Source organism: Bacillus sp. F19 (assembly GCA_023823795.1).
Lineage (GTDB): Bacteria > Bacillota > Bacilli > Bacillales > Bacillaceae > Bacillus_P.
In genome coordinates, this window is the sequence record CP085710.1 from 4,411,827 (window position 1) to 4,436,695 (window position 24,869).

General features: G+C 39.2%; 23 protein-coding genes and 2 pseudogenes. 10 read left to right on the forward strand and 15 right to left on the reverse strand.

Annotation, left to right across the window (positions count from 1 at the left end; all coding sequences use genetic code 11):
* Positions 1-141 precede the first annotated feature (141 nt).
* Positions 142-420: pseudogene (locus tag LIT25_22760) on the forward strand (DUF2225 domain-containing protein).
* Positions 421-570: 150 nt separating this feature from the next.
* Here the strand turns inward: LIT25_22760 and LIT25_22765 are convergent.
* Positions 571-813, reverse strand: a complete 243-nt coding sequence (locus LIT25_22765) for a YuzB family protein (protein USK33313.1) — start codon at positions 811-813, stop codon at positions 571-573.
* 282 nt (positions 814-1,095) lie between these two features.
* Between LIT25_22765 and LIT25_22770 the strand changes: the two genes are divergently transcribed.
* The 3 genes from LIT25_22770 to LIT25_22780 all read left to right on the forward strand — a co-directional run bounded on the left by LIT25_22770 (position 1,096) and on the right by LIT25_22780 (position 5,071).
* Positions 1,096-2,163, forward strand: coding sequence for an NAD(P)/FAD-dependent oxidoreductase (locus tag LIT25_22770; GenBank protein USK33314.1), 1,068 nt, complete (start codon positions 1,096-1,098; stop codon positions 2,161-2,163).
* Positions 2,164-2,581: 418 nt separating this feature from the next.
* Positions 2,582-3,709 carry an IS110 family transposase gene (locus LIT25_22775; GenBank protein ID USK33315.1) on the forward strand — a complete coding sequence of 376 codons (1,128 nt, stop codon included), beginning with the start codon at positions 2,582-2,584 and terminating at the stop codon, positions 3,707-3,709.
* A 660-nt stretch (positions 3,710-4,369) separates the two neighbouring features.
* The gene (locus LIT25_22780) at positions 4,370-5,071 is read left to right on the forward strand and encodes a hypothetical protein (GenBank protein ID USK33316.1); all 702 of its coding nucleotides are present in this window, start codon (positions 4,370-4,372) and stop codon (positions 5,069-5,071) included.
* Positions 5,072-5,166: 95 nt separating this feature from the next.
* Here LIT25_22780 and LIT25_22785 read toward each other — a convergent pair whose 3' ends face one another.
* Together LIT25_22785 and LIT25_22790 are read right to left on the reverse strand one after the other, a co-directional pair.
* Positions 5,167-5,937: a hypothetical protein gene (locus LIT25_22785; GenBank protein USK33317.1), complete on the reverse strand. Its 771-nt coding sequence runs from the start codon at positions 5,935-5,937 to the stop codon at positions 5,167-5,169.
* A 655-nt stretch (positions 5,938-6,592) separates the two neighbouring features.
* Positions 6,593-6,820: a WGxxGxxG-CTERM domain-containing protein gene (locus LIT25_22790; GenBank protein ID USK36383.1), complete on the reverse strand. Its 228-nt coding sequence runs from the start codon at positions 6,818-6,820 to the stop codon at positions 6,593-6,595.
* Positions 6,821-7,034: 214 nt separating this feature from the next.
* On the opposite strand from LIT25_22790, the gene LIT25_22795 reads away from it, so the two are divergent.
* Entirely contained in the window at positions 7,035-7,541 is a 507-nt protein-coding gene (locus LIT25_22795) for a DUF3231 family protein (GenBank protein ID USK33318.1), read from the forward strand.
* Between the two features lie 1,029 nt (positions 7,542-8,570).
* Here LIT25_22795 and LIT25_22800 read toward each other — a convergent pair.
* Positions 8,571-9,845 carry an IS110 family transposase gene (locus LIT25_22800; GenBank protein USK33319.1) on the reverse strand — a complete coding sequence of 425 codons (1,275 nt, stop codon included), beginning with the start codon at positions 9,843-9,845 and terminating at the stop codon, positions 8,571-8,573.
* 498 nt (positions 9,846-10,343) lie between these two features.
* Here LIT25_22800 and LIT25_22805 point away from each other — a divergent pair, with 498 nt between their 5' ends.
* Positions 10,344-11,414 carry an RES domain-containing protein gene (locus tag LIT25_22805; GenBank protein USK33320.1) on the forward strand — a complete coding sequence of 357 codons (1,071 nt, stop codon included), beginning with the start codon at positions 10,344-10,346 and terminating at the stop codon, positions 11,412-11,414.
* 657 nt (positions 11,415-12,071) lie between these two features.
* Here the strand turns inward: LIT25_22805 and LIT25_22810 are convergent.
* Both LIT25_22810 and LIT25_22815 read right to left on the reverse strand, forming a co-directional pair.
* Complete coding sequence (locus LIT25_22810) at positions 12,072-12,305, reverse strand: transcriptional regulator (protein ID USK33321.1); 234 nt, start codon at positions 12,303-12,305, stop codon at positions 12,072-12,074.
* A gap of 535 nt (positions 12,306-12,840) precedes the next feature.
* Entirely contained in the window at positions 12,841-13,164 is a 324-nt protein-coding gene (locus tag LIT25_22815; protein USK33322.1) for a YuzD family protein, read from the reverse strand.
* A 145-nt stretch (positions 13,165-13,309) separates the two neighbouring features.
* On the opposite strand from LIT25_22815, the pseudogene LIT25_22820 reads away from it, so the two are divergent.
* A pseudogene (locus tag LIT25_22820) lies at positions 13,310-13,606 on the forward strand (NifU family protein).
* 45 nt (positions 13,607-13,651) lie between these two features.
* On the opposite strand, the gene LIT25_22825 reads toward LIT25_22820, so the two are convergent.
* The 7 genes from LIT25_22825 to yutH form a co-directional block, all read right to left on the reverse strand.
* The gene (locus LIT25_22825; GenBank protein ID USK33323.1) at positions 13,652-15,640 is read right to left on the reverse strand and encodes a S9 family peptidase; all 1,989 of its coding nucleotides are present in this window, start codon (positions 15,638-15,640) and stop codon (positions 13,652-13,654) included.
* A gap of 179 nt (positions 15,641-15,819) precedes the next feature.
* Entirely contained in the window at positions 15,820-16,755 is a 936-nt protein-coding gene (thrB, locus tag LIT25_22830) for a homoserine kinase (protein ID USK36384.1), read from the reverse strand.
* A complete protein-coding gene (thrC, locus tag LIT25_22835) occupies positions 16,752-17,810 on the reverse strand; it encodes a threonine synthase (GenBank protein ID USK36385.1) in 1,059 nt (352 codons plus the stop codon). Before thrC ends, thrB begins: the two co-directional genes overlap by 4 nt.
* A complete protein-coding gene (locus LIT25_22840) occupies positions 17,810-19,108 on the reverse strand; it encodes a homoserine dehydrogenase (GenBank protein ID USK33324.1) in 1,299 nt (432 codons plus the stop codon). Before LIT25_22840 ends, thrC begins: the two co-directional genes overlap by 1 nt.
* 286 nt (positions 19,109-19,394) lie before the next feature.
* Complete coding sequence (locus LIT25_22845; GenBank protein ID USK33325.1) at positions 19,395-19,568, reverse strand: hypothetical protein; 174 nt, start codon at positions 19,566-19,568, stop codon at positions 19,395-19,397.
* Positions 19,569-19,619: 51 nt separating this feature from the next.
* Positions 19,620-20,585, reverse strand: a complete 966-nt coding sequence (locus LIT25_22850; protein USK33326.1) for a D-glycerate dehydrogenase — start codon at positions 20,583-20,585, stop codon at positions 19,620-19,622.
* Positions 20,586-20,647: 62 nt separating this feature from the next.
* A complete protein-coding gene (gene yutH / locus LIT25_22855; protein ID USK33327.1) occupies positions 20,648-21,643 on the reverse strand; it encodes a spore coat protein YutH in 996 nt (331 codons plus the stop codon).
* A gap of 170 nt (positions 21,644-21,813) precedes the next feature.
* On the opposite strand from yutH, the gene LIT25_22860 reads away from it, so the two are divergent.
* Entirely contained in the window at positions 21,814-22,314 is a 501-nt protein-coding gene (locus LIT25_22860; protein ID USK33328.1) for a phosphatidylglycerophosphatase A, read from the forward strand.
* A gap of 297 nt (positions 22,315-22,611) precedes the next feature.
* On the opposite strand, the gene LIT25_22865 is transcribed toward LIT25_22860, so the two are convergent.
* Positions 22,612-23,382 (reverse strand): TIGR01457 family HAD-type hydrolase, encoded by a 771-nt coding sequence (locus tag LIT25_22865; protein ID USK33329.1) that lies wholly within the window; start codon positions 23,380-23,382, stop codon positions 22,612-22,614.
* A gap of 82 nt (positions 23,383-23,464) precedes the next feature.
* Positions 23,465-23,902, reverse strand: a complete 438-nt coding sequence (locus tag LIT25_22870; GenBank protein ID USK33330.1) for a DUF86 domain-containing protein — start codon at positions 23,900-23,902, stop codon at positions 23,465-23,467.
* Positions 23,903-24,104: 202 nt separating this feature from the next.
* Here LIT25_22870 and LIT25_22875 point away from each other — a divergent pair, with 202 nt between their 5' ends.
* Both LIT25_22875 and LIT25_22880 read left to right on the forward strand, forming a co-directional pair.
* Positions 24,105-24,371, forward strand: a complete 267-nt coding sequence (locus tag LIT25_22875) for a DUF3055 domain-containing protein (GenBank protein ID USK33331.1) — start codon at positions 24,105-24,107, stop codon at positions 24,369-24,371.
* Positions 24,372-24,572: 201 nt separating this feature from the next.
* On the forward strand, positions 24,573-24,860 hold the full coding sequence (locus LIT25_22880; GenBank protein ID USK33332.1) for a cytosolic protein: 288 nt from the start codon (positions 24,573-24,575) through the stop codon (positions 24,858-24,860).
* Positions 24,861-24,869 lie beyond the last annotated feature (9 nt).

Sequence of the window (24,869 nt, forward strand, 5' to 3'; positions counted from 1 at the left end):
GCTAGTTGTCTAATCTTATTTTGTATCTGTTTGCTTTAAGTTATTCAAATAATGTATTTTATTAACAAATCATACTTTTTACCTGCAAATATGATATGATTTCATTAAAATATACCCAGTATACAGAGAGGTTTTTTCAATATGAATAAGCTTGATTTCCTATACGATAAAAATATAAACTGTCTGATTTGCATGCATACATATACTACAAAAAAAGTAAGAAGCAGCTGCATACGTGCAATCGAACATGACAGCGACTTTTGTTCTTAATATAGGCAGAATGAATTCAACCCTGTCCTTTACTATGTAATTGTATGCCCTGCCTGCGGCTATTCAATGTCAGAAGAGTTCTCGCCTGTTTTTCCTCTTCGGACAGAAGAATTGATTAATGAAAAGATACGGGCAAACTGGGAAACCTGAATTTCTGCAAAAAGAGAAGTGTAAAAGAGGCAATCCACACCATACAAGCTTGCCATTTAGTCAGGTGTACTGAAAAACACGTCACAATGCAGGACTTTATTTAAGACTCTCCAGCAGTAAAAAAACGCGTACTAAATGTACGCGTTTTGCTTAGAACATAGGATTCTCATCCAGGTAATCATATATGTTTTTAACTAGCTCTTCAGATGATTCCCCAGTTACAACCTCACCGTTTACAAGGGCATAAAGAGAAGCATAGCATTTTCCGCAATATCCAAGACATCCGTATTCAATAATGTCCAGATTAGGATCCTTTTCTAACTTTTCCAAAGCAGCTTGTGAACCGTTCGCTAAATTGCTTATACAAAATTCTATTATTGGTTTCAACTTCATCACCTCACACCTGCAATCCTATGCTACCTCTTTCTATGTACTATCGTCAATAATTTACGTTTTATGTTATACTTTTTTCATAAATACCAACACATTTTCATTAAAGTGATTTACTAATGGCGGGTTTACTGATTAATAGACGACTTTTTCATAATATATTGTGGTTTATCATCAAATTCGTTATACTTTTAGATGGCATATTGCAAAGGTTTTCTTAATAACTGATTTAACCTATAGATAAGAATATCACTCACTAATAGAGGAGAAAAAGGGGAATCTGCAATGAAGAACTTAGTAATTCTTGGCGGAGGATACGGCGGCATGCGCGTCCTTCATCGACTGCTCCCAGGTCAGCTGCCTGATGATGTGCACATTACACTCATAGATAAAAATCCCTATCATTGTTTAAAAACGGAATATTACGCACTGGCTGCGGGAACGATTTCAGACCATCATATACGCGTAGATTTTCCAGAGCATGAGCGCCTGCACGTAACTTTCGGGGAAATAACCTCGGTTGATCTTGAAGAAAAAAAGGTTCATCTGAATAATCAGGAACCGATTTCATATGATGATCTTATTATCGGATTAGGCTGTGAAGATAAATATCATAATGTTCCAGGCGCAAAAGAGTTTACCCACAGCATTCAGACAATCGATCAATCAAGAGAAACCTACCAGCTCCTTAACAATTTAAGCGGCGGTGCTTCGGTTGCAATCGTTGGCGCAGGACTAAGCGGCGTTGAGCTTGCCAGTGAGCTCCGAGAAAGCAGAAAAGATCTTAAGATCACTCTTTATGACCGCGGCAAAAACATTCTGTCCAGTTTTCCAGAACGTCTCAGCAAATATGTTCAAGGCTGGTTTGAAGATCATGGCGTAACCATTATCAACAGTGCCAACGTGACAAAGGTAGAACAAAATGTTCTATATAATCATGATGAGCCTGTTTCATACGATGCCATCGTATGGACTGCAGGAATTCAGCCGAACAAAGTCGTAAGAGATCTTCCAGTTGATAAAGATCCTCAGGACCGTGTAGTGCTTACAAAACAGCATCACCTTCCGCATCATGAGGATGCATTTGTTGTTGGAGACTGTGCTAGTCTTCCTCATGCACCAAGTGCACAGCTTGCTGAAGCTCAGGCTGAACAAATCGTTCAAGTTCTGCTTAAAAAGTGGAATGGCGAAGAATTGCCGCAGGATTTCCCTGCCTTCAAGCTGAAAGGCGTATTAGGGTCGCTTGGAAAGAAACATGGTTTCGGCCTTGTGAATGACCGCCCTCTAATTGGACGGGTTCCGCGACTGCTTAAATCCGGAATACTTTGGATGTACAAATACCATAATGGATAAGACATTAAAATAGATTTTATTGCATTTAAAACCTTGATAAATCAAGGTTTTTTTATTTGTGAAAATCAAAATAGATTAAAAAGAATTAAACTTCGGGCGGGTTTTTGGCGGGTTTTTTCAAAAAAAGTATTTGCCACCTCAACCAACAACTGGGAGAACCTGAAATCACACGGTATTTAGCACCGCGAATAGCATTAGGATTAGTACACTAATTCGCACCGCTTTTAGCGGTGTTTTTTTACATAATAAAACTCAGTTCATTGTTGAACTGAGTTAATAAGTTATTCCATTATATCCCCCTTTAGTCATAATGAACGAAACGGCTCCCATCGCTTAACGTAGGTTGCACTTGGTCATAATGCTACTATCCAAAATAAAAAACCGAGTGTAGAGCTACACACGAAAAGGAGCCGTTATTATGAAGGATGTTCAAAAATTTGTTGGTTTAGACGTATCTAAAGATACTATTGCTGTTGCGATTGCTGACCCTGGCCGTGGTGAACCTAGATTTCATGGAACTATTCAAAATAAACCAGAAGATATTCGCAAACTAATGAAAAAGTTAGGAAATCATGAAAATCTACTTGTTTGTTATGAAGCAGGACCTACTGGGTATGGAATTTATCGATTACTTCTATCTATGGACATTGAATGTATGGTTGTTGCACCCTCTCTTATCCCAAAGCGTTCGGGCGATCGCGTCAAAACAGATAAAAGGGATTCTACTAGATTAGCTCAGCTACTTCGTGCTGGAGAGCTTACTTCTGTATGGGTTCCAGATGAAGATCATGAAGCATTGAGAGATTTAATCCGTGCTCGTCATGATGCTCGAGAGGATTTACAAAGTTCTCGCCAGAGTCTTGTTCACCTCTTACTTCGCCATGAAATACGTCCTCCGCAAGGAGTTCGAAATTGGTCCGTAAAACATCGTGAATGGTTAAAACGATTAACATTTGAAAGAGCTTCTCAGCGTATTGTTTTTCAAGAATATCTCCATGCCATTTATGAAGTTGAGGAGCGTATGAAACGACTTGAAGCTCAAATACATGAAGAAGCCATTCAAAGTGAACATGCTCCCGTCATTCAAGCGCTCCAAACATTAAGAGGAGTCGCAGAAGTAACTGCTGTTACATTAGTAGCTGAAATTGGACAATTCTCTCGCTTTTCAAATCCAAGACAACTGATGTCATATGCTGGTCTCGTCCCTAAAGAATACTCGAGTGGATCTAGTCGTTGGCAAGGTTCAATTACTAAAACCGGAAACTCCCAAATTCGTCGTTCAATAGTAGAAGTTTGTTGGTCTTATCGCCATCGGCCATCTCTTAAAGGAGAATTGCTTAAACGTCAAGAAGGTCAAGATCCAGAGGCAAAACGTATTGCTTGGAAGGCTCAACACCGTCTTCATATGAAATATCATCGCATCTCTGCTAAAGGAAAAGGCGGAAAAGTAGCTGTTGTTGGTGTTGCCAGAGAATTACTTGGATTTATTTGGGCTATCGGTTGTGCCATTGAGGATAAGCAAGTAATTGATTTGAATGTTGCTTAAGTAGATTAAAAATTAAACTATGTAATAAATTTTTTATCGAATAATATCTTTGTGATTGAAAATTGAAGATTTGGCTCGAAGGCAAACTCCCGGGAAGGAGAACCCTCATGTTCCATTATGCACTAGGTTCTAAGAACCGAACGTGCGCCTTTAGTCAGAGGCAGCTCCGTGACGGATGTAGTGAAATGTGGTACCCAACCCACGCATATCAGTTTGTATACCACCGTCAACGTTTTTGCCTTCGTGCCAAGTTTTTAAGGTTTTCCTTATTCAACTTTTAGGATTGTATCCATTTAGGATTTAGCTTATCAAGGGAAAGTGCGCCCTTGACAAGCTAAATCCGAAAGGATATTTGGTTTGTAAGTTGAACAAGGAATAACTCTATTCATTGCTGAATCAAACACCATTTAAAAACATTTGTGTGTGGTGGGTTGACAGTTTCGTTCATATCAATGGAATAACTAAGATATGGGCTTATTCCTAAAAATCGCTTTTAGCTTGTTGAACTAACGCCCCCGTTGAAGAATGGGGTAAAATCCACGTAATACAGAATTTGATTAAACTTTTCACAAATAGTCAATTTTTCTTTAAAATGATCAGCCTTCTAAGTATGAGACAAAGTATACCGTTATATATTAATTAAAGAAAGGGTGTGATGAGATGTTTTTTGTGCCACAGTGGTGGCAATATCCTACAATGAGGCAGGGCATAGGATCGGAGGGACCTCTTGGTCCGATTCACCATGTGGGTGGGCTGTTACCACGGGACTTTTGGTTTTCCGATTCAAGATTAGTTCTTAACCCTCCCTTTACTGGTGAGACAACAGCAAATGGCTTCACTTTCAGAGGCAGGTTGAGCTATAATAGTGGCTCGTTACTTAAAACAGGTTTCGGGGTAGTAGCTCGTTACGTACTCAGTCCAGACAGGATTCCACGTCCAGAACGTGGCCCATGGCGTTCCGTCCCCCGTTTAGATTTATTCGGTTTAATCTCGGGAGGTACAACTGCTCCGGATATCTTCGCTGGAGACAAATGGAGTAAATGTTCGCTAATAAAAAGACAAACTATCTTCCAGCACGTCTTCTCTCCGCCGGGAACCGATAATAGGAGAATAATCGGTCACAACGTCGAAAGCGAGCAGCTTATTTTTATAGAGGGTGCTGGTAAAGATCAACACAAACAACTGTTGCCTGGGTTTAAACCGATGCCACCGGTGGTCATCGACCAAATCTTCCCTGGTATTCCCATTTGGGCAGAACTTGAGGTCCGCTTCGACATACAGGTAGTAGGGGACAGCACTCTATGGATAGACAACGACATCGTGGTACGCTTGGACCAGTGGCCACTCGAGCCAATAGGTTGATCTCATTTTTTATTAAATTAGCCTTTGTCAATAGGATTTGACAAAGGCAGTATTGTTGCTCTGATAAAAAAAACCACAGAAATCTGTGTAACGTCTCAGTTACAGTTTAGAGGTGTAATATCATTTTCAATAGTCCGCCCATTATTATCTGTGTGTCTAGCTGGGCCGTCTCCTTGTTTGTGGGTCCACAACCAACGAGGCCCTTCCGAGACAATCCGATAAAAGTGAAAATCATGGCCTGGAAATATGAAGCATGCAATAATCAATACCTTCAATGCGTTCGGCCAGCAACCATGATGAGTCCAACCATCGGCATATAGACCACCTTGTACTTCACTACAATTGAATTCCCTAGCTGGATAACCTCCGTGTAGGCCAGGATGAGCCCAGCGCCCACCCCCAACATGATTGCTAGCGAAGGGATAGCAATTATTGTGAGAAATATTTTGAGGCTGATTGAAAGTAGATGCATTGCTATAAAATAAATTGGAATGGCAAGTCTCCCATCTTACTGATTGGGGGACTTTACTACTTTCTCTACTAGTGGTCAAATCAACAACTTCACGAGACGTTGGTACTAATACGACACCTTCTTCAATCACTTCACGTAGTTCGTCCGTTACTTTACTGCATTTCTTTTCTGGTATTTGCAAAAGCCACTCAGCAGCGACCTGCTTCTCTGGTTTGCTCCCAACACGGAACGCCCAAGGGAGTGGGTTTTCTAATGTCCGATTAGTCCTTTTCCAAATGCCATCATCCGACTTAATCTCCCGGACAATCAATCCACGATAGCCAAGGCCAAACTTCTCCTCAGGGGTATGTACTGGTGAAATTTGTGTCGGATCGGAAGTTATAATTTCGAGCAATTCCTTCTCTTCTGTCTAGGACAAAATCCATTTAGGATTAGACACCCCGGAGAAAGATATCCAGCTCTACTTCTAGCATGATAAATAACCTCCATTTTATATAGGTAAATATCTTTATCTTTTGGTTCATACTGCAACCTGCATTAACTTTTTATATATTGTCAGCGTTCTAACTCATTTATTCGCTTCGTAACAATTCAAAAAAATATTTGATCGCTAAACACCATCACTTCTTTCGATACTGATTCCCTTATGTAGCTTAACTATTACATTTTATATTATGGATTTATTTAAAAATCCCTATTCAGCTATTTGGCCCGATTGCTGAACAAAAAGTTGAATCCACTCTTCAATTAAACTGCCCGTTTGTTGAATATGAGCAGCGAATTTTATCCTAATTATGTATTCGAATAAGTAACCATTTAATCCTTTTTGGCTTAATCGCCATTTCTTTACATAGTCACAAATAATAAAACCAGTATATTGGATTTAGAAACTTTTTTACCCAATATAACTCAAGGTATTGGTTCTCCTAGTTGAGACGTTATCAGCTTTTATAGAAAACGCAAAAAGACAGCCAATTTAAATGCCGGCTGTCTTTTTGCGTTTTGAATTTATTGAAGTAAAAAAGTGTATATCAAAATTCAAGTCTAAATTAGTCTTTTCGGTCGTCTCTTCTTCTTAGACCTAATAACCCAGCCAGACCAATTAACCCGATCCATCCCCAATCCATATCATCATCGTCATCATTTGTTGCTGCAACATTTCTTGTCATGTTTGTATCATTATAATTGTCATTATTATTTGCTGAAGCATTATTCCCACCGAATAAAAGTCCTAATGAAAGAACAAGGGCTGTAATAATTACTAATTGTTTTCTAATCATTGTAATTCTCCTTTTAATTTTTTTTCATACTCAAGGTTATTATCCCTTTTGTACATTTTTTTATACTTATTGAATTTGAGAACAATTACTATCGTAAGTCGAAACAACCTTTGAATAAATTCAAATATAATATCTAATAATATTCCCTGTGTTCACTTTCCTTTTAAAGGAGAAAATCATGAATTTTCAAAAGACGATAAGGAGTGTAGTTATGGGAATTTTAAGTGGTAACCCAAAAGATGAACCAATGCATTACGGAGAGATTTTTGGTACATGGACTAACCTTTTAACAAATAACGGCTTAATTTCAGGCTATCAGGCTTTTATTAATCACACTGGTGATCAGGATCTAAAAAAGCTAATTGAAGAAGCAATTGAAGGTTTAAAAAATGAAAATAAACAAATAGAAGAACTTCTTAAAGCGAATGGGATTGGTTTACCCCCTGCACCACCAGAACGCCCTATTGCTAAATTAGAAGATATCCCTGTTGGAGCAAGATTTAGTGATCCAGAAATTAGTGCTTCTGTCTCTAGGGATGTAGCTGCTGGTCTAGTTGCTTGCAGTCAAGTAATAGGTCAATCAATAAGAGAAGATATAGGAGTGATGTATGGTTTATTTCATTTAGCAAAAGCTCAATTTGGTGCTAAAATGTTAAAACTTAATAAAGAAAAGGGTTGGCTGATTCCGCCTCCATTACAAGTTAAAGCTAGTGAATGATGCTTAAACTAAAGTCTGTTAGTAAATAGCATAAACAAAGAAAAGCACGCTCTCCCAGCGTGCTTTTCTTCAATTTTTTTATTTAGATATACTTCAGATGAACAGTCTTCAGTCAACATGTAACAGGAATTTAGCAAATGGGCGGCGGTGCCTTTTCCGCACATATCGAAACAATAGACAAAATCGAATAACGGTATTATTTATAATAGTCATTTAAAAACTCTTTAATATCATTATTTATTTTTATTAAATATTCTTCTAAAGGGAAATGTCCTATATCGTAGGATTTGAATGCTGTTAAATTTGTGATGATTTCTTTTGTAACTTTATTTAATCTACTTTCAGGAAAGAATATATCTTTTTTTCCTGCTATTATTAAAGGTGGTGAGGTGTAATTTGTTAATAAGTAGAAAAATTAACTAACATAAAAGATGTCCCAGTGTTTAAAGTTAAATTTGCAACAGATGATAACGGAGATCTCGGTCCAATTGCTGTATATGTTGATAAAAGTTCTAAAAAAGTTTTAGGTGTTGGAATTCGAAAATAATGTAAAAAAGATGAGAATGTCGAAGACCGAACCGATAATCGGTCTTTCCTTATATATATCCTTCTTCAACTCCCTCAGTTTGATACGAATCTCTCTCGAATGCTCACTTATTCGCAGGATTTCATACCCCTTGTAATTGGATTACGTGTAAATGAAATGAGTTCAGATCATTTTGGCTTCGTGAAGGCATAGTTAAATAAAGGAGTCAGCTACCACTCCATATTTTACCATATAATGCACATCTCCACGCCGCCCCTGGAGGCTTTCCCTCCCATGTCTCAACGGGTCAATTGCCCTCTCATTCCTTCGTCATGCCTATCCAAGGGGTGGAGGCCAGTTATGCTAAACTGATGGGTCACAGTGCCCTTTTGTTGAAGAAACCTGGTACTCCGTACATATTTGAAATCCTACGAATAAGACAACATTCAAAATTAAAGTTAACTATTTTATATGATACATTTTATATAACTAATGTTTTATTTCTATGCTGCTAAAGGGGATAATACTTGGACTTTATTTGGACAGTAAGACTCGTTTCGTCGTGCTATTCCTACAAAAATCCTTGCTAGTTTACCTATCAGTTTCATTATTGACTTCATTTTTTTTATCTTTTTTACCTTCACATTATGGGAATGGACTGCTTTAAACTCAGGGTTATTCATCACAAGGCTCATAGTTGCTAAGTAGAGGAAGCGTCGTAGTCTTGACCTTCCACGCTTTGAAATAACAATCTGACCTTTCCATTTGCCTGAACTTGCCTCTGCTAGATGTAATCCCGCATGACGTAATAGAGAGTTTCCGTGAGAGAATCCACTTAGATCTCCTGACTCACCTAGTATCCCAGCTAATGAAATTTCACTTATTCCTTTAATCATAAGTAGTTTTTTTGCAAATGGTATTTTGTTGAGAACTTCATTAACTTGTTGTTCAACTCTTTCGAGTTGTTTTACAGCGAGGTCATATTCTTCTAATAATTGTTCTAGATGGAATTTATAAGCATCAAGTGCTTGTCCAGTTCCAATAGAAGATTTTGCTAGATTGATCAGTAATTGAGCTTTTTTAGGTCCTGGTTGTCTTTTCATTAATGACTTCCATCCCCTCATGACATCTAGTTGCTCCATTGAAGATATTTCATATGGAGTTGGAAACAAACGAAGGGTTGCGATGGCACCTTTACACGAAACATCTTTAAACACTTGTCTCAGCTCTGGAAAGACAACATCTACCCATCGATTTATTTGATTAATAGACATTACGAGACGTTTTACAATCACATCACGATTAGACATTAACACTCTAAGCTTCTCAAATGATTCTGATGATGGGCGAATAAAGGAGTAATAGCCGTTTTTGACCATATCCGCGATAACGAGAGCATCTTTTTTATCACTCTTAGATTGAGTTTTATCACGATTTTCTTTATTCCTTTTTACTAAGTGGGGATTGACTGTTACTACCTCAATATTTTGGTTATATAACCATTTTGATAGGTTAATCCAGTAATGCCCTGTAGGCTCCACACCTACTATTTCTGCATCTAAGTTTTTTATTCTTTTTAAATCTTTAATCCAGTTTAATAGTTTAACGAACCCCTCTTCATTATTTTCAAATGTAATAGGGTCTCCAATTACAATTCCACGGAAGTTAACTGCTCTGGCAACGTGTAGTTGTTGAGCGATATCCACACCAACAATAAGATGTGTATCGGAAATTCTTTCTATTAGTTGATTTTGTTTGTCTTGCATTTTAAAATTCATAGTAGGGCTTCCTCCTTAAGACTCTGAGTTAGATTGGACTCTATACTCGTATCTTACTGAGGGGCTCTATTTTTTTCAAACCTGATATTTAACGATCTACAGGAATGCTAAACTGCCCTTTACTTCAATAAGAAGAGGCGACACTTTGTTAAGCAATCGCCCCCGATTGTTGAAGATCATTTATGTTGTCTTATCGAAGAATAGCGCCCTTTAATTGAATACCTAAAATATAGCATTAGTCCTAAAATCACTTAATACTTTTTCAAGTAACGCACCCGTTCGTATAATTCTTCACAATGTTAGTTTTTGCTGAAATATCTTTTATGATATTCAAAGTGAAGTTGCTGAAATGTTATGTTAATTCTCATCAACGCTTAGCTAAAAACCAACAGTTTGGATGAAATTATAAACTTTATTTAGTAAAATACTACTTGAGGGATTTATTAATATATATCTCTAGAATATTAAAGTATTTATAAGGTAAGTGGTGATATTTAAATGAAATGCTGTCAAAATTGCTTTGAAGATATATATCTAATACTCAAAATTAAAGAATATGATGAGATTGGCAATTGTGATTACTGCCATACTGAGGAAGTTTATATCATTGATGTTGATGAATTAACGGAAGAATTCGATAGGCTTTTTAAACATTATGAAAGCACAGAACCTTATGAATATTACCATCCCGAAATTCATGATGACCCATCGGACTTTGGCGATCGTCTTATAGAGCTAATAAACGAAGATTGGAATGTTTTTTCGGAAGGGATTGTAGGAACGGGAACCGATGAAACTTTACTGTTTGACATCTTGAATGCTTATAAAAAATGGGATCCAGAGGAATATATTGATCCACATAATTTATATTCAAGAATTACGCAAGCATTTACCTTTGTCCATCCCTTAGAAGATTGGGAAGATATTTGGGATTCATTTAAGGAAGAAATAAAACACGGTAACAGATTTTTTCCTGAAGCCACAAATGATGTTTTTAATAAAAGTTTTGATGATATTTTAGAACTAAGGACAGTATATACCGAAAATATAGATTTATTTAGGGCTAGATTAGGCGTACACCCAATCAGTAAAATGATGGCTCCTCCAGCTGAAATAGCCACAGCAGGAAGAGCTAATCCTCGTGGAATAAGTTATTTGTATTGTGCAGTAGATGAGCCAACATGTATAGCTGAAATCAGGCCATGGAAAGGGGCAAAAGTAACTGTTGCTCACATCAAACCAAAGAAAAAGTTAAAATTGGCAGCCTTATTTAGACAGCCAATATCTCCATTTGATTTCGAATCGCCATATGACATTTTAGAAATAGAAAAAATATTATCATCTTTCATTCAAGAGTTAAGTACTCCTGTAGATCCTGATAAATCAGAAATAGAGTATTTATCCACCCAGTACATAACAGAATTGATTAAATCTAAAGGATTTGATGGGATTTTATTCGATAGTGCAATGGGACCAGGTTATAATGTTGTTCTTTTTGATCAAAACAATGCAGATATTAATAAGATTCATACAATAGAGGTGAATGACATTATTTATGAATATTCTTAATAAAAATCTCATCTGATCAATAAATGGGCTTTAATATAAAACTGACGTGTGAAGCGGCACACGCCAGTTTTTTCATATTCAAAAACATTAAAGGAATCCCCTGTTAGTCAGGAAGAAAAAAGGCTGACGTTTTAGCAAACCATATCTTGAAAGAAAGCGCCCTTTACTTAAAGAAAATTAGGAGAAAATAAGGTTTAAATAATCTCCATGACCTCGTACAAGTTCAACTTCATCTTTAGATGAAATCCAAAAGAAATGGAATAGATCCGAGGAAGAATCTGTTCTTTTCCATTTTTTGTATCGTAAAAAAGCCTATTCCCATATAACGATAGTATGTGAGGAAAAAACATGCATTATTTTCATCGTCAATATCAAAATTCATCCTGATGAGGTTGGATTTTTGGATATATAAACCATGAATGAAAACTAAAAGGAGTGGTTAAAATGCCTGGAATGGAGAATAAACTGTGGGGTTTTATTTACGATGAACCTTATATAGACCGATTAGGGTGCTAATCAGGTAACTAATTCTACTCAAAAACGGTTGAAATCCTTGTTATATCAACAAAAAAGCAGGTCTAATTCATATGCGAATTACCCTGCTATTTTTAATGCTATTTACTGTTTCTCTACTTAAACGGAACCCCTTAGCCATAATTAGGCGGTTTTATTTTGACTTATTATCTTCAAAGTCCTAGGCAATCCTGGCTCCCAAGTGATAAATCCTTTAGCTTTTAAACAATCCAGATGACCCTTTATTGTGGAAGATGATTTAAGATTTACGATTTTCATCAAATCCCTGTATGAAGGTGGCAGTCCTTCTTTATTAATAAAATCACATAAGGCATTTAATACTTCATTTTGTTTATCTGTTAAAGTTCTTCTAAGCATATTTGACACCTTCTTAGATTATTATATGGTGACACAATTAAGAGGAGAAAATATTGTAATTCATGAAGAATTAGATGGCAATAACTTATACATCGATAAAGAATTGATATCCTCTATAGTGGGTGTAAAAGATAAGTCAGACTTATTTACTGGGAGAATAGACCAATATACTATCCACTTGAAAAGTTGGGTCAACATTGAAATTGAAGTATTCGAAAATAGTTACTGGTAAATAAAAAAAGCCCCTCTCAATTAAGAGAAGGGCTTTAATCATTTCTTTTTAACTTCTTCATAAAACCATCCACGAGCATCTAACCATTTTTCAAATTCAGCTTTCATGGAAGGACTTAGACCGCCTGTTAAAGCTCTACCATAATGGATAAGAAAAACGCAAGGCAATGAGATGCCTTGCGTTTTTGCTTTAATTTGAGGGATTTTTTATGGGGTGAGCGCCCGGAACTTGGATCATTCAATTTATTATTTGTTCAAATAATAAAAAAACACTTTCAGCAAGCTGCACTTGCACGTTAAATCATTAAGCAGAAACATACCCATGCTTCTCCATTTCCGCATAAATGGTTTTCAATTTCGGATTGCCTTCTCCTACTACCACTCCATTAATAACAACCAAAGGGTAAAAATACTCATCATTTGCGATTTTCTCCGCAAAACTCTTTTTTTCAGGATTGTCTTGAGGCGAAAATACATCAACATATTCTATTTTAAACTGCTGCTGCGGAAATTTTCTTGAAATTGCTGCTTCCAGCCATTCATATGTTTCTTTTGATGAGGGAAGATTTACACAGCTTGGGCATAATACTTCAGCTCCATATATACACACTTCCACTTGCTTTTTCAATCGTATTCCCCCTTTTCTTAAGTTTCATTGTAAGGGAGGAAGCGTTTTTTTTCCATGAAAACTTATATGCTGAAAGTATCCATTTTTATTCGCCAGGGAATATGTTAAAATAGTGGCATTAACAGATTTTACTTCAATCATATGAATAGATTTTTAGCGTTTTTTTGAATATAATAGCAGGATAAGGAAGGAGTCGATTAAGTTGACAACAGAAACTCAAATGGTAGAACAGGTACAGGAAGTATTAGATAAATTACGCCCATTCTTGCTTCGTGATGGCGGGGATTGTGAACTAGTTGATGTAGAAGACGGCATCGTAAAATTACGCCTTTTAGGAGCTTGCGGCAGCTGCCCAAGTTCAACAATCACACTTAAAGCAGGGATTGAACGCGCCCTTCTTGAAGAAGTACCGGGTGTTGTAGAGGTAGAACAAGTATTCTAATGAAAATGAAAAGATGGTGAGCCCGCTCACCATCTTTTTTTATGCTTATAAATATTCGCTAAACCAATTCTTTATATGATTTAACCGGTCGATCCTAAGCTTAGGATGGCCGCTTCTGGATAATTCATGATTCGCCTCTGGAAAGCGCACGAGTTTTGTTTCTTTTTTCAGGCGCTTTAAAGCGATATAAAGCTGCTCAGCCTGCTCTACAGGACAGCGGTAGTCTTTTTCGCCATGAAGAATCAATAGAGGCGTTTCTACGTTTGTGACGTATTTTAACGGCGAGTGCTGCCACAGTTTATCAAAATCATCGATCAAATTGCCTCCGATTTCCCACTCTGTAAAGTAATAGCCGATATCACTCACTCCGTAAAAGCTGATCCAGTTGCTGATTGAACGCTGTGTAACAGCTGCTTTAAACCGGTTTGTATGACCGACAATCCAGTTTGTCATAAACCCGCCATAGCTGCCTCCTGTGACACCTAATCGATCTTTATCAAGATAATCATAGCTTTCAAGAGCATAATCCACTGCACTCATTAAATCGGTATAGTCGCTTCCTCCATAATCACCGCGCACCTGATCAACAAAATGCTGTCCATATCCATGGCTTCCCCGCGGATTTGTATAGAGGACGGCTTTTCCGCTTGCTGCAAGCATCTGAAACTCATGGAAATAAGTGTTGGCATACATGGCGTGCGGACCGCCATGAATTTCAAGAACGAGCGGGTATTTTTCGCCTGCCTTAAATCCAACCGGCTTCATGATCCATCCGTGAAGCTCAAGTCCATCTTCTGCATTCCACTTAATTGCTTCAGGTACAGCGAGCTCGATTTCCTGTAAGAATTCATCATTTACATGTGTAAGCTGACGATTTTCCCCTGTGCTGAAATCAAAGAAATACAGGTCGCAAGGATGATCAGGACAACTGATTCCGAGAACTGCAGTATGACTGCCAGGGTGAACCGATAACCCGTACACATGCTCCTGTTCAAACCTTACCGGCAAGGTTTGTCCTTCAAGCGATCCATAATAGACACCCGTATTGCCCTGATCGGTTAAAATAAAGTAAAATCCCTGGCTGTCCTCTGTCCAAATAAGACCTGGATTCACACTTCCAGATATAAAATCCGCTACAACGGCATCACTGATGTGAACGTCCCAGTCAGCTGAATAGCACGATAACTCTTCTGTTTCCATTCTGTACAGCCAAATTTTTGAGAAAGTCGCACTTTGGAATTCTTTTTCATGACCAAGAAAAGATAGATAGCTTCCATCCGGCGACCAGGATAGATTGCCAAAGAAACCATTGCTGTTCGTCAGCTGCTGCTGCTCATTAGTATCTAAAGATAGAATAAAAACGTCTGAGATTAAAGTTTGATCGGGATCGTCCGTCATATTCGAAGTAAACGCAAGCGCTTTCCCATCCGGGGACCAGGCTCCATCGTTATAATCAAATTCCCTTGAACCGAAAAGTTCAAGCTCCCCTGTTTTCACATCCACAATCGCAAGCTGCCTTTTACGGTTCTTTACAAAACCGGCTGCATCAGACTTGTACCTCATATCCTCAACTACGAGCGGCTCCGGCAGCTTTTTCTCATCCTTATCCTCTTTGTCTAATTTGTCCTCTGGCGCTAAAGAAATAGCTGCAAGTATTTTCTTGCCATCGGGACTCCAGACAGGCTGTGAGACAGATAAATGTTCTTTTGTGAGTGCTTTAGCCTCGCCGCCAGATGCTGACATGAGAAACAACTGATTCTTTCCATTGCGATCTGATATAAAAGCAAGACGGCTGCCATCAGGAGACCATCTCGGAGAAGCATTTTTACCTTCACCATATGTCCATTGACTGGAAATATTCTTTTCTAAGTCTGTTAAAAATAGATTTGATATGTATTGATGTTTTTCTTCGTGAATTGACGTTTGAACGTAAACGGCCTTTGTACCGCACGGTGAAACTTGAGGATCGTTGACTGACTTCAGCTTGTATAAGTCTTCAGCTGTCATCCCTCTCTTTTGCTTTACACTTTCCATTTTGATCAACACCATACTTTCCCTTGAATTTTTTTCCGTTATTCTATTTATTTCGACAAGCTAAATAAATTTCCTTCTGAAGCGTCTTAAAATAGATTATTTGAAATTGAACAGAAACATCCAAAACTAAGGCTGATCAGCCTCTCAAAACAAAAAAAGCATCCTCACACGAGAATGCCCTATCCAATCGAATTCCGAACTTGTCCAGAACGGGCTTCATAATAAACATTTGATCCCTCTAATACTGGTGCCAGCTCTTCGACTTCACATTTAGGAAATTGCGCTTTAAGCAGTTTAGCGAGTGTTTTCCCTTTCCCTTTAGCCGTAAATGCCAAGACAGTAGGCCCAGCACCGCTGAGAGCCGCGCCATATGCACCTGCATCCATAGCCGCTTTATGTACTTTCGAAAGCTCCTTAATCAAAGTACCGCGATACGGCTGGTGAAATAAATCTTTTTGCATCATTTTCCCTGCAAGTGGCCAGTTGTTTGACAGAACAGCGGCTATCAAAACATTGCTGACTGCGCTTGCCTCTACTGCCCCGCTGTATTCCAAATACCCGGGAAGGACGTCACGGGCATCTTTTGTATACAGCTTGTATGGAGGAACAACTGCCACTAGATCTACGTCGACTTCATGAACGGCTACCAATTCTGTTTCTTGCTCCTGATGAAGCCCCACTACTAATCCTCCGTACAAAGATGCTCCTGCATTATCCGGGTGACCCTCAATAATACTGGCCAGATGCAGCTTTTCATGCATACTTAACTTTAAAGAGCATAATTCATTTGCAAGCTCCACTCCCGCCACGATAGCAGCTGCACTGCTCCCTAACCCCCGTGCCATAGGAATATCGCTCCATACCTCAACTGTACAGCTGGGCAGGACAGATTCATAAGATGATGCCACTCTTTTTGCAACTTGATAAATGAGGTTTTCTTCATCTCTTGGGATAGTGAGCATTTCCTCATTTAACGGAATAAAAGACCATGTTTCAGCAGGAGTAACCCTCAGTTCCAGATAACGATTTACAGCAAGACCGACAGAATCAAAGCCAGGTCCAATGTTCGCCGTGCTTCCGGGAACTTTTATCTTTAACATGTCGCCTTCCTTCACCATGCACCCACTCCCTTAAGCTGCTCCATAACAGCAAGTTCATCGTTAGGAAGCACGATTGGTTTGATTTCAGAGAGATCAACAGCTACGTTTGGATCTTTTAATCCATTTCCTGTTAAAACAGCAACTGCTTTAGCTCCCTTTTGATAAACGCCCTTCTTCACGCTCTTTATTAATCCTGCAATGGAAGCGCATGAAGCAGGCTCTACAAAAATGCCTTCAGTCTTTGCTAAAAGCTGATAGGCTTCAATAATTTCCGCGTCTGTTACTTCATCAATAAAGCCGTTTGACTGCTCCGCTGCATGAACAGCTTTATCCCAGCTTGCCGGGTTGCCGATCCGAATGGCGGTTGCAATCGTTTCAGGATTTTCAATTACTTGATTGCGCACAATGGCAGCTGCTCCCTCTGCTTCAAAGCCGTGCATTTGCGGGAGGCCAGTCTGATGAATGCTGTCATATTCTAAAAAACCCTTCCAATACGCAGAAATATTTCCGGCATTGCCGACTGGGATTGCCAGAATATCCGGAGCTGCTCCCAATGCGTCGCAAAGCTCGAATGCAGCTGTTTTTTGCCCTTCGAGTCTGTAAGGATTCACAGAGTTTACAAGAGTAATAGGAAGCTTCTCAGACATGCTGCGGACCATTGTCAGCGCCTGATCGAAGTTTCCCTTTATAGCAATGATTTCTGCTCCGTACATCACTGCCTGTGCCAGTTTTCCAAACGCAATTTTCCCGTCAGGAATGACAATAATGCAGCGCATTTTCGCTCTGGCTGCATAGGCAGCTGCTGCAGCAGATGTATTTCCCGTAGAAGCACAGATAACTGTATCACTGCCTTCTTCTTTTGCTTTTGCAACAGCCATTACCATTCCTCTGTCTTTAAAGGAGCCCGTCGGATTGGCGCCTTCTGTTTTTGCATACAGCTCAAGCCCTAACTGCTCTGATAGAGTTGGTAAAAAAACAAGAGGGGTATTTCCTTCGTTAAGCGTAAGTAAAGGTGTTTTGTCATTTACGGGCAAGTAATTCCGGTATTGATTCAAGAGACCTTTCCACATCATGAGTAACCGTTCCCTTCTACGCGATATGAGCTTTTAATGCCCTTTACGACTTCAAGATCAAGCAGGTTTGAAAGGATCTCATCAAAGTCTTTGTTTGATGCCTGATGCGTGACAATCACAATTTCTGCCAGATTGCTGTTTTTTAGCGGAAGCTGCAGAATTTTCTCAAAGCTGACCCCGCGTTCTGAGAACAAGGAAGTAATTGTTGAAAATGCCCCCACCTGATCTTTCACATGAATCCGAAGGAAATGCTGGGCATAGATTTCATCGCTCTGCTTCAATGCTTTTTCAAATTGAGGAAGCACTGCGCTTCGTCCATTCACTCCAAGTCTCATATTTTTCATGACGCCTACTAGATCAGAAACAACAGCTGTTGCAGTCGGCAGGCTTCCTGCACCCGGACCGTAGAACATCGTTTCTCCTACAGCTTCTCCGTACACATATACAGCATTATATTCGTTGTTAACCGATGCCAATGGATGATAATCGGGCAGCAGTGTAGGCTGTACACTGACTTCGACTTTATTATGGTTGCGGTTGGCGATGCCGATCAGCTTCATTGTATACCCAAGTCTCTTGCTGTAGCTGATGTCCTCATCCGTTACTTCACTGATCCCTTTAACACTTACATCCTCTAAATCTACGTGCATTGAAAAACCGAGACGTGCGAGAATCGCCATTTTGCGCGCAGCATCCAGGCCTTCTACGTCCGCAGTAGGATCCGACTCAGCATAGCCAAGATCCTGGGCTTCTTTCAGCACTTCTGCATATGGACTTCCCTGTTTGCTCATTTTTGTTAAGATGAAATTCGTTGTTCCGTTCACGATTCCCATCATTTTGTTGATTCGGTCTGAAGCAAGTCCATCTACTAAACTTCTTAAAATCGGAATTCCGCCGGCAACACTTGCTTCATAAAATAGGTCACAGCCATTTTCTGTTGCAGCATCTAAAAGCTCCGTGCCATAGACGGCCATAAGATCCTTATTCGCAGTAACTACATGCTTTTTAGCCTGAAGAGCCTGAAGAATATATTCCTTTGTATGCAGGATGCCGCCCATTACTTCAATAATGACATCTATTTCAGGATCGCAGATAACTTCATCAGCGTTTCTCGTCAGAAGCTCTTTTCCGAATTCAACCTGTCTTTTTTTATCAATATCCTGTACTAGGACCTTTTTCACTTTAACTGGACAGCCTACCTGGTGCATCAATTTATCCTGGTGATCGTTAATAATTTTCACTACACCGCTTCCGACTGTACCTAGTCCCAATAAACCAACTTGAATTGCTTTCATGAATTTATCCACTCCCTTGATGTCCTTCTTGTAAATACATTTGTATATGTATGATAGACACTTTCTATTATTGTCATTATAAACAGTGTGCCATTGCATATCAATAGAGAATTTTCAGTAATATATTATGTAATCGCTTTCTTTGTTAATTATACTGGGTTTATATTTTTTGGAAAATACTAATATGTAAATCGCAAGCGCCTTCGTCAGATCCGATCTGATCAAGGATCCAAGCTCTGAAGATCAGTCGTTTAAAAAAGACGTGCGGTAAATCGCACGTCTTTTTCTATTCGCGGTCAAGCTGTATATCATTTTCGCTTTCTACTATTACATCAATGTGGCCTTTGCGCTCAAGTTTTTCTTTTTCAAGCATGGCTTCTTCCTCCGTTGGAAAAATGGGACCATCAAAGATCCTCTCCATTGTTTTTTTATCTGTATACTGCACTAAAAAACTGTTCATTGTGAAACCTCCCGTTTTAGAACACTATACCCCGTTCTTTAAATCAGTAATCTAATTTAATGGCGTAATGGGTGGTTTCCCTGTTAAAACCGACTTGATATTCTGAACACAACAATCGATCATAGCGTATCTTGTTTCAATCGTCGCACTGCCAATATGAGGGAGCGCAACTGTATTTGGAAGCTTTAACAGCGGATGATCGGGGCTGATTGGTTCATTTTCAAATACATCCAACCCCGCTCCTGCAATTTCACCTTCTTCAAGGGCTTTTATCAAATCCTCCTCCACAACGGTTCCGCCTCGCGAGGAATTAATAAAAATAGCTGAAGATTTCATTTTCCTGAAGCTGTCAGCGTTGAACATCTTTTTCGTTTCATTCGTAAGAGGCGTCATGCAGACAACAAAATCCGATTGTGCCAGCAATTCATTCAGGTTTTTATAAACTGCCTCCAACTTATTTTCAGCATCGTAATCTCTAGACCGATTATGATACAGAATGTTCATGTCAAATCCTTTTGCTCGTTTTGCCACAGCCTGGCCTATTTTCCCCATGCCGACAATCCCGATCGTTTTATGATGAACATCTGCTCCAGCAAGCAAAAGAGGGCTCCAGCTTGTCCATTTCCCTCCCTTCACATAGTCTGCCGCTTCAATGACCCGCCTGGCAGCAGCGAGGATGAGGGCAAATGTGAGGTCAGCTGTTGTATCTGTTAAAACATCAGGTGTGTTTGTGATAATCACATTTTTTTGCTTCGCATAGTCAAGATTAATATTGTCGTATCCTACAGCAAGGTTTGAAATGACTTTTACGTTTTCTGCTTTATTAAGCAGCTCCTCGTCAACCTGGTCGGAAAGCATCGTCAAGAGCGCATCTGCTTCCTTTGCTTTTTCAAGCAGCAGGTCCCGCGGACATGGCTCATCCTCTTTATCCCACATCTGCACTTCTGCTAAATTCTTAAGCGCTTCCAATCTTTCTTCAGGAAATTTCCGTGTTATGAATATTTTTGGCATTTTCATCCTCTCACCCTTTTTCCCTTTTCTTTTATCTTAACATTAGGTGTGAGAGGATTGAACAGGCCCTAAAGCCAATGTATAGCAGGCAAATAAATTTTTTTCGTCCGCATGGACAGTAATTGTGCATATGATTTCAGGAATCCCTCGTATTTGGAGGAAGTCTTGAGCATTTCCGAAAGCTTTGCCTCATAATAGGGTTTATCTGTTTCTGATGATAAATAATAATCTTCAATGCATTCAAAATAATGAATCGGCAGCAGCAGGCGGCTGTATATGAGTCTCCATGAAAAAGACGAGAGCGGCGTTGTCCGGTCATACTCATCTAAAAGTAAAAATCCATCCTGGCGGAGAGTATCGGGATGTTCAAAAAATTGGTTTCTTAAATATTCGGCAATATCTCTGCTGCAGTGATCAAACACCCAATCTGTCGGAATTTTGACAAGTCCTGATGATTTCCATGTATCCGAATAGAATCTGTGATGACAGACAGTTGCTGAATCTATGGGCTGAGGCTCATCGTCAAGTTCTGTGTCTACTAAGTATTGAATAGCATTTTCGGCAAGACCCATATAATATGGAAAGGATTCAGCGAACATTTTTTCAAAAGAATCAAGCGGCTGCGAACGGACTTTTCCTCTCCAAAACCCCTCAAGCTGATCTGTGCGCTTTTCCCAAAGCATCTTCCATTGGCCGATTCTGCTTATCTTTGACACCTGATAGGGATAGCTCCTGGCTTTTTGGTGAAATCGTGCAAGTTCTCTTCCCACCTGAAACACCCGCTCACTTGGAACATAAGAGGTTTTCAGAATTCCATATTTCCTTTTTTCCCATTCTATATATAAATTCCCTTGCTTCGTTAACAAAAAAACCGCCACAAACGGGTCACCGCGTTCAAGCAGAAATTGACTCATATTATACAGTTCATAAAGCTCTTCATCGTCTATATGTGACAGCGGGACGATCAAATAGACATGCTGATGATATGAGAAAGCATCATAACTACCCACTCTGAATGTCTCTGCCACTCTAAGTCCATATTGTTCCCGTATCAATTTTTCCACCAGTTTCTCCCCCATATATATAAAAGTCCTTACCCTATCGTAATCGCAAGTTTGCTCATTTATGTATATTTTGGTTCCTAAGTTAAACACTTTTTAATGATTGACATTTTTTATTACACATTCAGAAGACCGTTTGCGTAAAATAGTAAAAACAAGATTGGGTGAAATGGATGAAAGAAAAAGAAAAGATGGATATTGTTGAAAAAACAGCAAGACAATGGATACAGGACCGTGGAGTAAAAGTAGAAGATATCGCAGAACTCGTATACTTTCTGCAAGTAAAATATCATCCTTCATTAACAATCGATCAATGTTTGGAAAATATAGATCGAGTATTATCAAAAAGAGAAGTGCAAAATGCCATATTAACCGGCATACAATTAGATATTCTGGCGGAGAAAAAGATGCTTGAGGAACCGCTTCAGGCCATTATCGAAAGTGATGAAAGCCTTTATGGGGTTGATGAAATCATTGCCCTGTCCATCGTCAACATCTATGGATCAATTGGATTTACGAACTACGGCTATATCGACAAAGAAAAACCTGGAATCCTTAAATTCCTCAATGATAAATCATCCGGAATGGTCCATACCTATCTCGATGATATCATTGGAGCTATCGCAGCCGCAGCATCAAGCAGGCTTGCTCATCGGGCTAAGAATACTGAGTGATAACGAAAATCGGATCCAGACAATCCCAAATGTGAATCGCCTGGTTATCCCAGGCAGACCGAAAAGGGTCCGCCATATAAGGAGCTTTTAACTTGTATGGCGACCCTTTCTAAAAGCGGAGTTAAACGCCGCAGCTGGACACCGCTGCCGGCATACGTATTAAAGTTTATAGCGAAAATCGCCATTTTATATGCGGAAAATTGATTTTAGCAAGCTAATTTATTAGCTTATATTCCCTTATTTTAGCTGCCACAATATAAAAAAAGCGCATCAAAACCCGATGCGCTATCTGCTTCTTTAAATTTTGTCAAACCACTCAGACAATGAATCAACCGTATAAGTTGGCTTTTCCTCATAGTTCAGCAAATGCTCGCGCAGGGTCACACCAGTATGGACAAGCAGAGTGTCCAAACCTGTATTCATGCCCGCCTTAATATCTGTATCATAGTTATCGCCGACCATTAACGTATCTTCAGAGTCTGTACCCAGTACTTTTAAAGCCTGTTTCATAATGATGCTTTCCGGTTTACCGATAAAAATCGGCTGTACGGTTGTAGAAACAGAAATGACCGATGTTAATGAACCGTTGCCCGGGAGCAGTCCGCGTTCTGTAGGTATGGCAATATCGCCATTTGTTGAGATAAAAGTTGCGCCACCTCGAACAGCGATACAGCCCAATGCTAATTTTTCATAAGTAATGTCTCTGTCTATCCCTGTTACGACAAAATCAGGATTTTCATCAACAAGCTTCAGGCCCCGTTCGATCAATGCCTGCTGAATGCCTTCTTCTCCAATCACGTAAACGGTCGCACCTGCTTTTTTCTCATAAATGTAATTTGCCGTTGCCTGGCTTGTTGTAAATACTTTATCCTCGTCTGCAGGAATATCAAATGAATTTAATTTATCCGCTACCTGCTGAGGTGTTCTTGATGAATTATTGGTAACAAATAAATACGGTATTTCTTTGTCTATTAATAATTTAACGAAGTCGCTTGCTTCTTCGATTCGTTCTTTGCCGCGATACATGGTTCCATCCAGGTCAATTAAATAGCCTTTGTACTTCTTCATCCATCTCACTCCTTGCTTTATGAAAAAAAATGAGACGCCTTCTTAAAAAGGAAGCGTCCATTTATTATAATACGTTTATTCTTTAATGTCTAAAAGCAGAAACCGGTCCAAGTTCATTTTCCAGATAAGCTCTTACGCGGGAAGGAAAACCGTCAAGCACATCCGACTGTTTTTTCAAGATATCTGTAAGTGCAATGTGATCGATGAATAGATACTCCTGTACGAGCTGTTTACGGAAACCGATTACTTCTTTCAATCCATCAGCTTCAGCAGCGGCAACCACTTTTTCATCGAGCAAAATATCGATAATATCCTCATAGCTGCCAGGGTCTCTCATAATAAAACCGTCAATAATTGCGTTTCCGGCATCGAGTATGGCTTCAATCATCATTTGGGCAAGACGTTCAAGCGCTTTCACTTCGATATCTGTTTTCCATTCTTTGTGCTCTGAAAATAGAGTAAGGTTTTTTTCAAAATAAACCAGAGTTTCTTCGATTTTTTCGCGATCTACAAAATACATCTTTTGACACTCCCAACTTTCTCTTTCAAGTGCAGCACGCATGCGCCGCTCAATAATTGTATTTTATCACAATTTGGCTGATTTCAATTTATTCCGGTAATAATTCCTTTCACTGAAAAACGAAATGTTTACAACTTGTTTCGGTAAAGTGAAACGTTTGCTATGATTAGATAAAATGATCTGGTCCAAGGGGGAAATGAACATGTCCGAAAGATTTTATTTATACGATGATACAGTCGAAACAAAAACGCGCTTTGTCAGCTTCATGGGTGAAAACAGCCGCTTTGATTTAGCCATTGTTAAGTCAGATCGCTATTATGGAAAACACCTTGTTCTGAATTTATTGAGCAGCCGTTTTGCGATTATCGGCGAGGATGACTTAAACGAACCGGGATATATTGAACATGCTTTCAGCCTTGAGGAAGAAGAAGCAAATGAGCTGAGGGAATTTTTATATGAAATGGTGTAAGGATAAGATACGGTCATCCATCGTAAACTAAGTCAGAAAAGAGAAAGCGCCCGTTTAGCTCAAGGATGGCAGATCGGCAGAAAAGTCCGGGTTTAATTTATTTTGACGGATTTGTTCTGGCCGAGGAATTGGGCAATTCAGCTTTTCATCAATGCACAGAACTTTATACTTTCTTATCTCTAGAAAAAAGCAGGTGATACAATGGATGATAAAGAAAAACGGGAGTATACTGATTTTTCAAATGTTGAAGACATGAGAAATATGGTCCTGCCGGAAATTTTTCCAGAGGGGCCTTACGGTGCACCGCGGGGCAAGAATGAACCTGTGGAAAACAAAAGCTCTGAGTGGAAAGAGGGTCAGCGTTATTACAGCGCTTTTACCTATGAGTTTAAATCGCTGCATCAGAATCTGCCAAGGCAGTATCCGGGAGCACATCCTGCCCACGACGACCCGGAGAAAAATGAAGAACCTCCATATACGTCAAAATAATAAGCCGTG

Bases quoted from the DNA above. Each gene is read 5' to 3' on its own strand.
- LIT25_22765 (USK33313.1), bottom strand. From the start codon at position 813: ATGAAGTTGAAACCAATAATAGAATTTTGTATAAGCAATTTAGCGAAC.
- LIT25_22770 (USK33314.1), top strand. From the start codon at position 1,096: ATGAAGAACTTAGTAATTCTTGGCGGAGGATACGGCGGCATGCGCGTC.
- LIT25_22775 (USK33315.1), top strand. From the start codon at position 2,582: ATGAAGGATGTTCAAAAATTTGTTGGTTTAGACGTATCTAAAGATACT.
- LIT25_22780 (USK33316.1), top strand. From the start codon at position 4,370: ATGTTTTTTGTGCCACAGTGGTGGCAATATCCTACAATGAGGCAGGGC.
- LIT25_22795 (USK33318.1), top strand. From the start codon at position 7,035: ATGGGAATTTTAAGTGGTAACCCAAAAGATGAACCAATGCATTACGGA.
- LIT25_22800 (USK33319.1), bottom strand. From the start codon at position 9,845: ATGAATTTTAAAATGCAAGACAAACAAAATCAACTAATAGAAAGAATT.
- LIT25_22805 (USK33320.1), top strand. From the start codon at position 10,344: ATGAAATGCTGTCAAAATTGCTTTGAAGATATATATCTAATACTCAAA.
- LIT25_22810 (USK33321.1), bottom strand. From the start codon at position 12,305: ATGCTTAGAAGAACTTTAACAGATAAACAAAATGAAGTATTAAATGCC.
- LIT25_22825 (USK33323.1), bottom strand. From the start codon at position 15,640: ATGGAAAGTGTAAAGCAAAAGAGAGGGATGACAGCTGAAGACTTATAC.
- thrC (USK36385.1), bottom strand. From the start codon at position 17,810: ATGTGGAAAGGTCTCTTGAATCAATACCGGAATTACTTGCCCGTAAAT.
- LIT25_22840 (USK33324.1), bottom strand. From the start codon at position 19,108: ATGAAAGCAATTCAAGTTGGTTTATTGGGACTAGGTACAGTCGGAAGC.
- LIT25_22845 (USK33325.1), bottom strand. From the start codon at position 19,568: ATGAACAGTTTTTTAGTGCAGTATACAGATAAAAAAACAATGGAGAGG.
- LIT25_22850 (USK33326.1), bottom strand. From the start codon at position 20,585: ATGAAAATGCCAAAAATATTCATAACACGGAAATTTCCTGAAGAAAGA.
- LIT25_22860 (USK33328.1), top strand. From the start codon at position 21,814: ATGAAAGAAAAAGAAAAGATGGATATTGTTGAAAAAACAGCAAGACAA.
- LIT25_22865 (USK33329.1), bottom strand. From the start codon at position 23,382: ATGAAGAAGTACAAAGGCTATTTAATTGACCTGGATGGAACCATGTAT.
- LIT25_22870 (USK33330.1), bottom strand. From the start codon at position 23,902: ATGTATTTTGTAGATCGCGAAAAAATCGAAGAAACTCTGGTTTATTTT.
- LIT25_22875 (USK33331.1), top strand. From the start codon at position 24,105: ATGTCCGAAAGATTTTATTTATACGATGATACAGTCGAAACAAAAACG.
- LIT25_22880 (USK33332.1), top strand. From the start codon at position 24,573: ATGGATGATAAAGAAAAACGGGAGTATACTGATTTTTCAAATGTTGAA.